Annotated in this window: 12 protein-coding genes; 9 read left to right on the top strand and 3 right to left on the bottom strand. The window is 43.9% G+C overall.

Annotated features, from left to right (window positions below):
- The first annotated feature begins 326 nt into the window (after positions 1-326).
- Entirely contained in the window at positions 327-788 is a 462-nt protein-coding gene (locus CUR83_RS03130; protein ID WP_284719061.1) for a hypothetical protein, read from the top strand.
- 267 nt (positions 789-1,055) lie between these two features.
- Positions 1,056-1,406 carry a hypothetical protein gene (locus tag CUR83_RS03125; protein WP_071002267.1) on the top strand — a complete coding sequence of 117 codons (351 nt, stop codon included), beginning with the start codon at positions 1,056-1,058 and terminating at the stop codon, positions 1,404-1,406.
- 115 nt (positions 1,407-1,521) lie between these two features.
- On the opposite strand, the gene hemH is transcribed toward CUR83_RS03125, so the two are convergent.
- Positions 1,522-2,541, bottom strand: a complete 1,020-nt coding sequence (gene hemH / locus CUR83_RS03120) for a ferrochelatase (protein ID WP_058025767.1) — start codon at positions 2,539-2,541, stop codon at positions 1,522-1,524.
- Positions 2,542-2,984: 443 nt separating this feature from the next.
- Between hemH and metX the strand changes: the two genes are divergently transcribed.
- The 4 genes from metX to trhO all read left to right on the top strand — a co-directional run bounded on the left by metX (position 2,985) and on the right by trhO (position 7,259).
- Positions 2,985-4,337, top strand: coding sequence for a homoserine O-acetyltransferase MetX (gene metX, locus CUR83_RS03115; RefSeq protein WP_284719803.1), 1,353 nt, complete (start codon positions 2,985-2,987; stop codon positions 4,335-4,337).
- The gene (gene metW, locus CUR83_RS03110) at positions 4,334-4,951 is read left to right on the top strand and encodes a methionine biosynthesis protein MetW (RefSeq protein ID WP_075107829.1); all 618 of its coding nucleotides are present in this window, start codon (positions 4,334-4,336) and stop codon (positions 4,949-4,951) included. The genes metX and metW overlap by 4 nt, the downstream gene beginning before the upstream one ends.
- A 400-nt stretch (positions 4,952-5,351) precedes the next feature.
- Positions 5,352-5,933, top strand: coding sequence for a tetratricopeptide repeat protein (locus CUR83_RS03105; protein WP_071002268.1), 582 nt, complete (start codon positions 5,352-5,354; stop codon positions 5,931-5,933).
- Positions 5,934-6,185: 252 nt separating this feature from the next.
- A complete protein-coding gene (gene trhO, locus CUR83_RS03100; RefSeq protein WP_284719060.1) occupies positions 6,186-7,259 on the top strand; it encodes an oxygen-dependent tRNA uridine(34) hydroxylase TrhO in 1,074 nt (357 codons plus the stop codon).
- Positions 7,260-7,405: 146 nt separating this feature from the next.
- Here trhO and serA read toward each other — a convergent pair whose 3' ends face one another.
- Positions 7,406-8,632 carry a phosphoglycerate dehydrogenase gene (gene serA, locus CUR83_RS03095; RefSeq protein WP_284719059.1) on the bottom strand — a complete coding sequence of 409 codons (1,227 nt, stop codon included), beginning with the start codon at positions 8,630-8,632 and terminating at the stop codon, positions 7,406-7,408.
- Positions 8,633-8,967: 335 nt separating this feature from the next.
- On the opposite strand from serA, the gene CUR83_RS03090 reads away from it, so the two are divergent.
- Positions 8,968-10,410 (top strand): FAD-binding oxidoreductase, encoded by a 1,443-nt coding sequence (locus CUR83_RS03090; RefSeq protein WP_284719058.1) that lies wholly within the window; start codon positions 8,968-8,970, stop codon positions 10,408-10,410.
- A 96-nt stretch (positions 10,411-10,506) separates the two neighbouring features.
- Here the strand turns inward: CUR83_RS03090 and CUR83_RS03085 are convergent, their stop codons facing one another.
- Positions 10,507-11,136 carry a BLUF domain-containing protein gene (locus CUR83_RS03085; protein WP_284719057.1) on the bottom strand — a complete coding sequence of 210 codons (630 nt, stop codon included), beginning with the start codon at positions 11,134-11,136 and terminating at the stop codon, positions 10,507-10,509.
- 534 nt (positions 11,137-11,670) lie between these two features.
- Between CUR83_RS03085 and CUR83_RS03080 the strand changes: the two genes are divergently transcribed.
- Positions 11,671-13,308: a carbon-nitrogen hydrolase family protein gene (locus tag CUR83_RS03080; RefSeq protein WP_223334891.1), complete on the top strand. Its 1,638-nt coding sequence runs from the start codon at positions 11,671-11,673 to the stop codon at positions 13,306-13,308.
- 107 nt (positions 13,309-13,415) lie between these two features.
- The gene (locus CUR83_RS03075) at positions 13,416-13,973 is read left to right on the top strand and encodes a protein disulfide oxidoreductase (RefSeq protein WP_240365921.1); all 558 of its coding nucleotides are present in this window, start codon (positions 13,416-13,418) and stop codon (positions 13,971-13,973) included.
- The last annotated feature ends 299 nt before the right edge of the window (positions 13,974-14,272 follow it).

Here is a 14,272-nt window from a genome sequence, read left to right as displayed (position 1 = left end):
AACTTAGAACGCTAGCGAGCTTAAAGATATTATGGGTTATGATGGGTTTTGAAACCCACTGTATCATCTATATAAACAACCACTTATGACTACTTGGTTATATTCTATGACGTTATTATTACCATATTGGGTTATAATAGCGTCATAGTAGATTATGCATATTTCGTTAGATGTTTTTTGGTTTAGAGTGAGCCTACGGGCTCACTTTTTTGTTTTTGACACATTTTTTTGATACGCAGGAGCCAGTTATTTTGAGTTCAGATGGCATTATTGAAATTCCTGGTATGATCTTGCTATTTGTCTGTTTACTGCGTTGCACACAGTACATGATAAAAAGTCATATCAAACACATTCAGGCCTTTTGGTTGGCAGCCGCACTTGTATTTTTTACCGTCATTCGTCGCGAGCTAAACTATCTACCAGATTTGTTGGTTCCGAGCGATTTCTCGTTTTTAAATCACTCTTATGATTGGTGGGAAGACAGTGTGCTGACCGTTATCTATCTCGTCGCGCTTGGCCTATTAGCTTATTCGAGGCACTACCTATGGGCAGTATTAAAGAATGTGCCGGTCTCGCTCTACCTCATCGTTACCGCGCTGGCAATCATTCAATATATGGGCGAGAACGCCATTATGTTCCCGCCTACATTTGGTGAAGTTGTCGAAGAGTTGGCTGAGACTGTCATCTATGGTATTGCCTTGACGTATTTATGGCGATTCAAACTGGCTGATTATGAATCATGTCTTGTGCAGAAATTAAACTATGAGCTCAAGCATGTCAATCATTAGTACAATCATTATCATGCTCTCTCTATACTGACATCATAAGAAAACTATAAACGACCTTATAATGACAAGCGGCTGCTCCATATGAGTGGCCGTTTTGCATTTTGGCAATCGCCTTACATTTTTTGAACATCCTGTCACACCTTACTACTAGTGAAAATCCCGATAACCGTACAAACTTATGGACAGATTATCAATGTCGCTATAAGCAGCGCTTTTATAAGCCCTTATAATGACTTTACTGCTAATAATTACAACAAGGAATGACTTATGGAAAACACAAAGAATCCACTACCAGAAGAGATGGATCATATCGATGGCAATCGCCGCGACAATAATGACAGCACCGATAACCAAGACAATCAGTTGGTCGATTTAGACAATCCGATGCTGCACACTATCGACAATGATGATGTGATTGATAATAGTGCAGGGTTTGATAATTCAGAAGTCGGTAGTGCTGCTACGCAAGGATTAACACCTATGCATCGTCAAAACCTTGATGAGTCGCGTGTGGATGAGATTTTGGTGCAAGACAATCTTGATGATAATGATTATCCAGATACAATGGATATTGCTGATAGAGATGCCGCAGAACGCAGCAATGACGATGATTTTTAGAAATTAGCACCGCGGCTAATATAGCCCTTTAGAGCGAAAAAGCACGCTTAATATCGTTAAGCGTGCTTTTTTATGACTTATCATTTAACTAACAGTAATAGATATTTTCAGCCGATTAAACCCATCCATCAAGTGTGCCAGCCCAGCCTTTTACAAGAGGCAAGCTCAACGCTTCGAGCAATTCAATGTGTGTCTCATCGAGGTTTAGCGCAGGGATATAGTGATACTCTTGCCCGCCTGCCTCCAAAAAATTATCGCGGTTTTCAATGGCCAACTCCTCTAGCGTCTCAAGACAATCCGCTGAGAATGCAGGGCTAATCACTTGTACTGAGCGCACACCAGATTTGCCCCAATCTTCTAATACCACATCAGTATACGGCTTTACCCACTCTTGCTTACCAAAGCGCGACTGGAAGCTGATGATCCATTCATCGTCTTTTAAACCAAGTGCATGTGCCACTTGCGCAGCGGTACATTTGCAACGCTTAGGATAGGGGTCGCCTTTATCTGCATAAGGCTGCGGAATGCCGTGAAAGCTGAACATTAACTTCTCAGGCTTACCATGTTTCTCTTGGAAACGGCGGATAGAATTGGCTAGCGCCTGAATGTATAGCGGATGGGCAAAGTAGTCTTTAACAATGGTATAGTTTGGCAAGTTGCGCTGCTTAAGTGTCCATTTTGTCAGCGCATCATATACCGCGCCACCTGAAGAGGCTGAGTACTGCGGGAACAAAGGCAGAATGACAAAGTGATCCACGCCTTCTGCGCGCAGTGCATCCATCACATCAGGCAATCCAGGATTACCATAGCTCATCGCAGGATGCACAGAGACGCGAAATGGCGCCACGCTATTGGCCAAACGCGGCTCTAATAGCTCAACTTGGCTTTTTAATATCTTACGAATCGGTGAATCCCCTTCCCAAATGCTCGCGTAAGCCTTTGCCACGCGCTTAGGACGACTTGGCAGGACAAACAAATTTAAGATAATGGCCCACAAAAACTTGGGAATCTCGATCACTCGCGGATCTGACAAAAACTGTTTGAGATAACGTCGTACGGCAGGTGCCGTCGGCTCATCTGGCGTACCAAGGTTGACTAACAGGACAGCAATACGTGGAGGCAATTCAGGTTTCATAGCAGCACTATTTATCAGCAGTAAGTTATTAGAAGTCGTGTCATCATAAAGGTACCAGATTGCTCATACACCTTTGTGCAAACACCGCATTAGTGTAGCATTTTATCCATGAATCACGCATGGCAAAAGCGCACTTGTACAATTTGCTACGCAGTCGCCAGCCTTCTATCATTTACCCTTTATTATTTAACGCGATAAAACGGCGTTTAAAAGACCTGCTCGGCGGTTGTACTCCTACGCGCATCACCATACAATAGGCAAGCCCAGTTTATAAAAATGGTGTAAGTAAAGTAGCCCATTAAAATTTTGCCATTTTACTTTTATTTTATTGATGATTGTTGTCTTGCGAGGTAGCTTTGAACGCACGCTCTGATAATACCAGTGACCAGTCCCCTAATTCTCAAACTCACGTAAACAGCTCAGCCAATACTGCTGCTGGATCTGTGGGTGTGGTTACGCCACAGAAATTCCATTTTGCCGAGCCATTGACCTTGGAATGTAACCGTACTCTGCCCTCGTTTGACTTGATGGTAGAGACTTACGGCACGCTCAATAGCGATAAATCAAATGCGATTTTGATTTGTCATGCGTTATCGGGTAACCATCACGCGGCAGGGTTTCATAGCGTTGATGACAAAAAAGCGGGCTGGTGGGACAATATGATTGGTCCGAACAAAGCCATCGATACCAATCGCTTTTATGTGGTGTGCGTCAACAATATCGGTAGCTGTTTTGGCTCAACAGGGCCAACAACTATTAATCCCGATAGCATTAGTTCGGATGACAGTATCGATTCAAGCGATAGCAGTGCAAATAACAGTAATGAGCCACAAGTCTATGGCCCTGACTTTCCGCTCATCACGATTAAAGACTGGGTAAAAACCCAAGCCATGCTCTCAGATCGTCTGGGCATTGACGTATGGCATGCTATCGTTGGCGGCTCGATGGGCGGTATGCAAGCGCTGCAATGGTCTGTCGATTATCCAGACAGGCTAAAACGCTGTGTGGTGATTGCGAGTACACCGAAGCTATCTGCGCAAAATATTGCTTTTAACGAAGTCGCACGCCAATCGATATTGTCCGATCCTGATTTTAAGGATGGACGCTACATACAAGCTGGTACCTACCCTCGTCGCGGCCTGATCTTGGCACGGATGGTCGGTCATATTACCTATTTGACTGATGACGCGATGAAAGCCAAGTTTGGTCGTGACTTAAAATCTGGCAAGTTTATGTACGGCTACGATGTCGAGTTTCAGGTTGAGAGCTATCTGCGCTATCAAGGTGAGCGCTTTAGTGAAAACTTTGATGCCAATACTTATCTGCTCATGACCAAGGCATTAGATTATTTCGACCCGACACGTGACTACTCATCAGCGGTAGCAAAAGACAATACAGAGTCGGCCGTCCCATTAGAAAACTCTATCGCGGCGTCAGTCGAGTCTAGCAAAGCCAATGCGCAGAACGAGTTAGAAGATGCGGTAGCGACGATTGAAGACATTGAGTCTGATCGCCAGCAAGAGCTTTCTGCGCTCAAAGCGGCATTCGCCCATACACAGTGCCAGTACTTGGTTGTGTCATTCACCACCGATTGGCGCTTTGCCCCAGAACGCTCGCAAGAAATTGTCGATGCGCTGATGGCTACTGGCAAACCTGTTAGCTATATTAATATTGATGCGCCGCATGGCCATGACTCTTTTTTATTTGATATTCCTCGCTACATGGGTGCTGTTAGAGGATTTTTGACAGCGCCATTTATTACCCCTAGCCGCCCAGCCACAGGAGAGCGCTCATGAGAATGGATCACCAACTGGCAGAGCGCTGGATCGCACCGCAAGCACATGTACTTGATTTGGGCTGCGGTAATGGCGAGCTGCTCGCGCACTTACAGCAGAAGTTAGGCGTCACTGGATACGGGCTTGAAATTGATGAAGACAAAATCAACGAAGCCATTGGCAACGGCTTATCGATTGTTGAGCAAGACCTAAACGATGGCTTGGCACGCTTTGCCGATAACAGCTTTGATACCGTGGTCATGGCACGCGCGCTACAAGCGGTAAAATCCCCTGATGTGCTGCTGCTTGATATGCTACGCGTCGCCCGAGAGGCGATCATCACATTCCCTAACTTTGCCCATTGGCAAAACCGTCTTCATTTAGGGCTTAAAGGGATGATGCCGGTGTCTGAGGCACTGCCTTATGAATGGTACAACACCCCCAATATTCATCTATGTACGTTTAAAGACTTTGAGCAACTGTGTGCGCAGCATGATATTCATATCGTTAATCGCTTTGCGGTAAGCGACTCTGATAAAGGTCATTCCCCACTGATGACGGCGTTAATTAGACAGGCACCCAATCTACTCGCAGATGTCGCTATCTATCGAGTGACAAAGAAAAAAACGAAGTAATGTCAGATATTTAATTTTTGCTCAAAAGGATAAAATGACTGTTATTGCTGAACCTTTTATCTTAGCAAATTGTTAACTAATGATTGTCTTATAGTAACTCTATGATTTTACTAAGGACAATCAGGTATAAGCAGCTATTAAATCTTGTAATTAGTATTTGAGTTTCGTAAGTTTGGGTGTTAAGCTAACAAAATGTTGTCAGTTATCCCACTATTACGACCGTTTGTCTAATTAGTTGGGTTAAATCGATGATACAAAATTAAAAACTCTATTGCTGATGATTAGGTAATTCATCTCGCAAGATGTCACCTAATTGTTATCGCCGTCTAACTGTCTTTAGCGAGACGATGTTTAGCGGTACAATTTTCTTGCGTATTAACTGCCTAATTTTGGAGCTGCTATGAAATTATTAAAAGCCGCATTGTTTACTGCCTTATTTTCTTGTGCTGGTTTGGCCAATGCTGAGTTAATATCAAACGTACCGCTTGATACTTCACGCTTTGAGCTGATGCCTGTGAGCGAGCTGTCTAACCGTGCTGCCCAAGGTAACGATCATGCTCAGTTTTATCTAGCCAAGCGTTTGCAAAAAGGCGAAGGTATCGCTCAAAACACCCAGCAAGCTATCCAGTGGTACACCAAAGCCGCTCAACAAGGCGTTGCTCCTGCTCAGTTAAACCTTGCTATTATGTATTTACGCGGTGAAGGCGTACAACCTAACTTGCAGCAAGCGCGTCTTTGGCTAGAGAAAGCCGCGATGCGTGGCGACAACCGTGCCAGCTATACACTTGCATTGTTAGATGAAAAACAAAAAAATCTGGTAGATGCCTATAAATGGTATGACTTGGCTGCCCGTGATGGCATGCTCGACGAAAAAGTCCGTAACAAGGCGCGCGGCAAAATTGGACAGTTGGCATTGAACTTATCAAGCTCAGACATCGCCAATGCACGCAACCAAGCGGATCGCTGGTTCCAGAGTAAGTAACTCCATAGCTATGTATTTTAGCGAATAAAAAATCCAGCCTTTGAGCTGGATTTCTTGTTTTTATCTTATAATCAAAATATTTATTATTTCAGCTCCTATCAAGCTGAGCGACCTAAACTATTCAAAACCCACACAAAATTTGCTACACTACGCGCGCATTCATCAATCCCACAATTTTGTTAATGCTTTAAACTAAAAAGATACTTTAAACCCAACGCACTAGGTTTGCGACCTAGCCAGCAGGAGAAACACATGAGCACCACTCAAGATAGTAATATCAAAGAAACCGTGATAACTGACAATCAATCAGCCCCCACCTACGACAGTGAAACCAACAATATCGTTGTTGCCGCACTTTATAAATTCACACGCTTTACTGACTTTGAGCAGTATCGCGAGCCGATTTTGAATACCATGCTAGATAACGATGTCAAAGGCACTTTATTGCTGGCAAGCGAAGGCATTAACGGTACGATTTCTGGTACGCGTCAGGGTATCGATACCATCCTTGACTACCTACGCAATATCGAAGCGATTGGTACTTTTACCTTTAAAGAGTCTTATACCGATGCGCAGCCGTTTTACCGTACTAAGGTAAAGCTAAAAAAAGAAATTGTCACCATGGGCGTAGAAAACATCGACCCACTACAATCGGTCGGTCGCTATGTAAAGCCGAGCGAATGGAATGCATTGATCTCAGATCCTGAAGTGACTCTCATCGACACACGTAACGATTATGAAGTGCAAATCGGTACGTTCCAAAATGCCGTCAATCCAAACACTGAAACCTTCCGCGAGTTTCCAGAGTACGTATCAAAAGAGCTCGATCCAGCCAAGCATAAAAAAGTCGCCATGTTTTGTACAGGTGGTATCCGCTGCGAGAAGTCAACTGCCTATTTGCGCGAGCAAGGGTTTGAAGAGGTCTACCATTTAGAAGGTGGTATCCTAAAATACCTAGAAGAAATCCCAGCCAGTGACTCTATGTGGCAAGGTGATTGCTTTGTCTTTGACAACCGTGTATCGGTCAATCACAACTTAGAAAAAGGTAATTATGAGCAGTGTTTTGCCTGCCGTATGCCCATCACTAGCGATGACATGCAGAGCCCAGCCTATATCAAAGGCGAGTCATGCCCTCATTGCATCGACAAAGCGACCGATGAGCAAAAAGCACGTTTCCGTGAGCGCGAGCATCAAATGCAATTGGCCAAAAAACGCGGTGAAGCCCATATCGGTAGTGACGTGATGGATGTCATAGAAAAACGCAAAGCGGCCAAGATTGAAGCGCGTCTGCAAGCAGAAGCGGTAAACAACGCTAAAGCCAATTAAACCTAGCATTAGTACAATAACACAGAAGTAAAAAAAAGAGAGGCTCTAATCAATAGAGCCTCTCTTTTTTTGTGATAAATCTTCAATGCGTATCAAAACTATTAGCACTGATATAGTTAATCCAATTTAAAAGCAGATTGACTATATTAGAATAAGATACGTACGCGGATAGTCTCTTCTACATCTTTTAATTGATCGAGTGCAGCAGTCGAATCGTTGTAGTCAACGTCCATGACTAGATAACCGACATCGCCTTCTGTCATCAGGCTCTGTGCTAGAATGTTAATCCCTGCTTCTGCAAACAGACGGTTGATCTGAGACAGTACGCCTGGTACGTTTCTATGAATGTGTAGCAGACGATGCGAGTTTTCTTTGAACGGAATAGAAACTTCTGGGAAGTTCACCGCCGTCGCCGTATCACCTTGGTCAGAGTATCTAACAAACTTATCAGCGACTTCAAGGCCGATATTAGCTTGCGCTTCTTGTGTTGACCCACCGATATGCGGCGTCAAAATCACATTATCAAACTTACGTAGTGGTGATTCAAACTCTTCGTCAGCTGATTTTGGCTCTTTTGGGAACACATCGATAGCCGCGCCCAAAATTTTACCAGACTCAAGCGCATCCGCCAGATCATTAATCTCGACACACGTACCGCGAGCCGCATTGATAAAGTAGCTGCCTTCTTTCATCTGAGCGAACTGCTCAGCTTTCATCATATAGCGCGTGCTTGGCACATCAGGCACATGCAATGTCACGATATCAGCCATTGATAGTAACTCTTCTAGGCTACCAACTTGTACCGCATTACCTAGTGGCAATTTGGTCACAGCATCATGATAGATGACTTTCATACCAAAGCTTTCTGCGAGCACAGACAACTGCGAGCCGATAGAACCATAACCGACGATACCGATCGTCTTGCCGCGCACTTCATGCGAGTTAGTCGCAGACTTACCCCAGCCGCCGCGATGTACGGTTGCGTTCTTTTCAGGGATACCGCGATACAGCATAATCGCTTCAGCCAATACCAGCTCAGCTACCGAACGGGTGTTCGAGAATGGCGCGTTAAAGACAGGAATACCTAAGTCACGAGCGGCATCTAGATCGACTTGGTTGGTACCAATACAAAAGCACCCAATGCCGATAAGCTTATGCGCATGCTCAAGTACATCGCGCGTCAATTGAGTACGCGAACGAATACCGATAAAGTGAGCATCTTTGATCTTTTCGATCAGCTCTTCTTTGTCTAACGCGTGACTGATATTCTCGATGTTGTGATAACCAGCACCCTCCAATACTTTTAGGGCATTGTCATGTAGACCTTCAAGCAATAAAAACCGGATTTTGTCTTTTTGTAGTGATAACGCCATATGAGAACTGTCCTATATTTGTTTTATAAGATTATCTGTCGGATAATCTGTGATGGATGAAACGAAAACAGTCCAGATATCTTACACAAAATTTGACGCCGATGTTAGCAGATTAGATGAATTATTGATTATCAAGCCTGAAAAATTTTTATGCTATAGTGAATCATTCGGTTTGAAATCAAACAAACCACTTTTTATTATTTGTCTCATTTTTTATTTAGAAACTATCACCCACTTATTGCCATCACGAGCCGACTCCTCACTGAATTTATAGTCATTTCGCTATATAATAAACAGTCCCAACATCGTGCTTACGCTAATATTGAGATTTGACCATGACGCTAACTACCGAACAGTCCACCTCCCAAGCCCATACCAACGCTGTGCAAACGATCCTAAGCTCACTGACTGACACCCATCAATTCGACCTTACCCAAATCAAAACCGACGCAGAGAGCTTAGAGCACTGGGGCAAAGACTGGACCAAACACTTCGCCCCCGCCGCCGCCGCCATCGTCTTCCCAAAGACCACCGAACAAGTCCAAGCCATCATCCTACTGGCTAATGAGCATAACGTCGTCCTTACCCCTAGTGGTGGTCGTACCGGACTCTCAGCAGGCGCGGTTGCTGCCAATGGCGAGATCGTCGTCAGCATGGATAAAATGAACCAGATTGGACAGTTCTATCCAGCGGACCGCATGGTCGAGATTGAAGCAGGCGTTGTCACCGAACAGCTACAACAGTTCGCCGAATCAAAAGATCTCTACTATCCTGTCGACTTTGCCTCAGCAGGCTCTAGTCAAATGGGTGGTAACATCGGTACCAATGCGGGCGGCATCAAAGTCATCCGCTATGGCATGACCCGTCAATGGATCATGGGACTAACGGTCGTTACGGGTAAAGGGGATATCTTGCACCTCAACCGCGGTATGGTCAAAAACGCCACTGGTTACGACTTGCGTCAACTGTTTATCGGTGCTGAAGGTACCCTTGGTCTTGTCACTCACGCGCAAATCAAACTTGAGCGTCAGCCACAAGACCTCAATGTCATGGTTCTGGGTATGGACAACTTTAGTGACGTCATGAATGTGCTCTCTGCCTTTCAAGCCCAGATTGATTTGACTGCCTTTGAATTCTTTGATGATGTAGCGGTTGATAAGCTCATGGCACATGGTCAAGTACAAGAGCCGTTTGAATCACGTACCAAGTTTTATACCTTATTAGAGTTTGAAGCGCCTTATGAGCCCATCATGGAAAAAGCCATGGCCATCTTTGAGCAGTGCATGGAAGAGGGCTGGGTGGTTGATGGGGTGATGAGCCAAAGCCTTAGTCAGGCGGCAGAGCTGTGGAAGCTACGCGAGTACATCTCAGAGACGATCTCGGTGTTTACCCCTTATAAGAACGATGTGTCGGTACTCATCAGCTATGTACCGGAGTTTATCGCTGAGATTGATGCGATTGTCAGTAGCAATTATCCTGACTTTGAGGTGTGCTGGTTTGGTCATATCGGCGATGGTAATTTGCATTTGAATATCTTAAAGCCTGAGAACATGAGTAAGGATGATTTCTTTGCCGAGTGTCAAATTGTCAATAAATACGTGTTTGAGACGGTACAAAAATATGGTGGGTCGGTCTCGGCTGAGCATGGGGTGGGTATGACGAAGAAGCCGTATCTGCAATACAGCCGCAGTGAGACTGAGATCGATTACTTGCGTGAGGTGAAAAAGGTGTTTGATCCAAACAACATCATGAATCGTGGTAAGATTTTTGATATGTGATTGGTAGGCCAACGATTTATCTCAAAAAAAAGACGCTAACCCATAGGCTAGCGTCTTTTTTTATTCATCAGATCATCGTTTGTAAAGGTACATGGTTTACCAGTATAGCAACATCAACCCCACTACCAGCAAGATACTAAGAAACCCTTGGACAATCAAAAAGGCTTGATGTGGTGCCGCCATATGGCGGAACATATTGCCTAGCGCATTATAAGTAATGCCCGCTGCTTTGATATGTGGCGGGGTGTCGAAATTTTTGATAATTTGCAAAAATTGCTCAGTACGATCAGGTGACCAACCGTGCGGCGCAAACGGTAGAAATAGTGACAACTGCGCTGCTTGTTCTTTGGTGGCAGGCGACCATAGCCAGCGCTCCAAAAACAGCAGACGCATGCGCCAGTCTGAGAAGCTGCGATGATTAATCTCTTGTAGTAAAAGCACTTCGATATTTCTGTGACGATTATCAGCGAAAATACGCTCTTGTAGCGCAAGGACATGTCTTTTTTCGCCTTCGATACACTGCAAAAACTGACCATTGCCATAACATAATGTACCAGTAATACCATGCTGCTCATTATAATCGCGAGCATGGGACTCTATATCCTCAAATATAGAGGTATTTAGGCGTGAACCGAGCGTTAGCGTACTGACATAGACCAATTGAACCAGTGCTGACTCTTGTATTGCATCCCATTGCTTGATTCTATTGCTACGAGTTAAGGGCATAATAAAATAATCCTAAAAGCCGATAACGCCGGCCAAATGAAACAAGCAAGACGATACTATGCCTGAAGTAGATAAAGCTGCAGACTCACAAAAACGTAGCAAATAGTTACTACGTGAGACTATTATTACTTATATAGCTTGCTATCATAGCAAGCAAAATGAATGATACTAATAAATATTACTTAGATTTTATATTTAGATAATAAATAGCAAAACAGTCGCCGTTATAAAGGCATTGGACAACCCTGTATTTCGTTATTAACAATCCAATAAAAAACCAAGTGATACGGCAGGCAATGATTACTAAGGTTTATTCCTCTATATCAGTCAGAATAAACCTCAAATACACTGAGTAACATGGCATAAAATATTGCTATAACCTATTGTAAATAGGGTAATAATTATTGTAAAGGCTATATCTGACTACTGGAATATTCTTATTGGTTTTTTTTCATAAAAATTGACAAAATCGAGTGCTTAGGATCATTGCATTACGCATACTCAAATTTAGTAGAGATTTAATATAGGAATATCATGAGTAAAATTGAAAAAACAGATGACTTTCATCTCACGATCGCTGAGATCAAGAAAAAAGACTACCCCCAGTTAAAAGCCTTGATGGATCGCGTCTACGTCAACCTAGGCGGCGCGTGGTCAAAAAACACCATTCATACGCTCATAGACGCCTTTCCTGAAGGGCAGATTGCGCTGTTTGACCATGATCAATTAATTGGTATTGTACTGTCCATGCGTGTTGATTATGCCAAATTTTCTAACCCGCATACCTATGATGATTTGATTGGACAAAAAGAAATCATTAGAGACAACCCTGAGGGTGATGCTATTTATGGTTTGGATGCGCTGATTGACCCTGATTATCGTGGCTACCGTCTCGGTCGCCGTCTCTATGACGCACGCAAAGAGCTGTGTCGTCAGCTCAACTTCCGCGCTATTTTGGCGGGTGGCCGCATTCCTAACTACCATAACCACCAAGACTTAAGCCCAGGCGAATATATTGACGCTGTTGAGAGCCGCGAAATTCACGACCCTGCATTGTCTTTTCAGTTGTCAAACGGGTTTATCGTCAAGCGTATCTTGACCGCTTACCTACCAGATGACAAACAATCGAAAGGGTTTGCCACCTTGCTTGAGTGGTCAAATATCTATTATGAGCCAAAAGATTATAAGCCCAATACGCGTAAATCTGAGGTGCGTATCGGTGGTATTCAGTGGCAGATGCGTGAGGTCGAGTCGCCAGAAGAACTGCTCCAGCAAGTGGAGTTCTTTGTCGATGTGATGGCCGATTATAACTCTGACTTTGCTTGTTTGCCTGAGTTCTTTAATGCGCCGCTGATGGGCTTGTGCGAGTCTACTGACCAAAACATCGCCATTCGCTTTTTGGCCGATTATACCGAATGGTTTAAAAATGAAATTTCGCATTTGGCCGTCAGTTACAACGTCAATGTCATTACAGGTTCTATGCCTTTATTAGACGAAGACGATACCTTGTACAATGTCAGTTATCTGTGCCGCCGTGATGGTACGGTTGAAGAGCAACGCAAAATTCATATCACCCCGCATGAGCGTAGCGCGTGGGTCATTGAAGGTGGCGATAAAGTACAGGTCTTTGACACCGATGCGGGGCGTATTGGTATTTTGGTCTGTTATGACGTTGAGTTCCCTGAACTTGCACGCCTGTTAGCACTTGATGATATGGATATTTTGTTCGTGCCTTTCTGGACAGATACCAAAAACGGCTATTTGCGTGTACGCCATTGTGCCCAAGCACGTGCCATTGAAAACGAATGCTATGTCATGATCTGCGGCTCGGTAGGTAACTTGCCACAAGTCGAAAGCTTGGATATTCAGTACGCACAGTCGTCTATCTTCTCACCGTCAGATTTTGCATTCCCACATGATGCCATCATGGCAGAGACCACGCCCAATACCGAGATGATTTTCTTCTCTGATGTCAACTTAGATAAGTTGACTCACGTGCGTCACGAAGGCTCAGTGCACAACCTGATCGACCGCCGTGATGACTTATTTAGTTTAAAATGGAAACGTAAATCCAAAGTTCCTGCAAGCAAATTAAGTGACGAAGAACGCCGCGAAAACTCAGGCAGTGTGCTTACTGGTGATCCATTGCAGAATCGTGCGCAAAAGCCATAATAACGTATCTGCTATAACTCCCTACTGACTTTTTAATCCAATAAACGGCTGCATCATCAGCCGTTTATTTTTATCTATCAACACATAAAAGTATAAAAGCAGCCCCTATGACGACTGATATTGGCATCGACAAAACCCTCGAAAAACCGAAAAAAACACCCAAACAGCGCATCCTGTCTGTGCTTAAGACAGCACTGCTCTATGGGGTGATATTTTTGGTGATTTATAGTGTGGTCAACTGGTGGCGACAGCCTGTCATGCCAGCCGATCCGCAATTGCAATTAATGGACTATCAAGGGCAACCGGTGGATTTGGCCGAGCTGAGTCGCCAGCAGCCAACACTGATATATTTTTGGGGGACATGGTGCTCGGTCTGTAGCGTCACATCGCCAACGATAAATAGGCTAGCAGCGACAAACGATCATGCTGTCATCACTATCGCTGTGCAGTCAGGCTCAAATCAAGAGCTACGCAGCTACCTCGATCAGCATCAGTTTGACTTCACCGCGATAAATGACCAAGAAGGTGATATCTTTGCGGATTGGCAAGGACAAGTCACACCATCCTATGTGGTATTAGAGAATGGCAAGATGACACAAGGGCTAACAGGTATTCAGCCACTATGGTCGTTAAAACTGCGCTTATGGTTAGCATCGGTTTTTTAGCGGCTGAACCTGACTTTATTTTTTAATAAATTATCTTGCGAAGAGGTCATCGTTATACTTTCATCAACGACATGCAACGTAGATAAACAGTTGATATTGATCAAAATGAGGATGCAATTGCTCAGCTCTTTTTACCCTACTCTTTTTGTCATATAATAGCTGCCGATCTAAATATTTTTTTGAATTATTTTTACTAGCATATTTTATGTTGCAATCGTCTCGTTACCATTTATTATTGACGTAACTATTTGTGGACTAATGAGCAACAATGGGTATTTATTGACATGACGGTTGATAAA

The organism is Psychrobacter pocilloporae (genome assembly GCF_029872915.1).
Lineage (GTDB): Bacteria > Pseudomonadota > Gammaproteobacteria > Pseudomonadales > Moraxellaceae > Psychrobacter > Psychrobacter pacificensis.
This window is presented reverse-complemented; position numbering and strand designations above follow the sequence as displayed.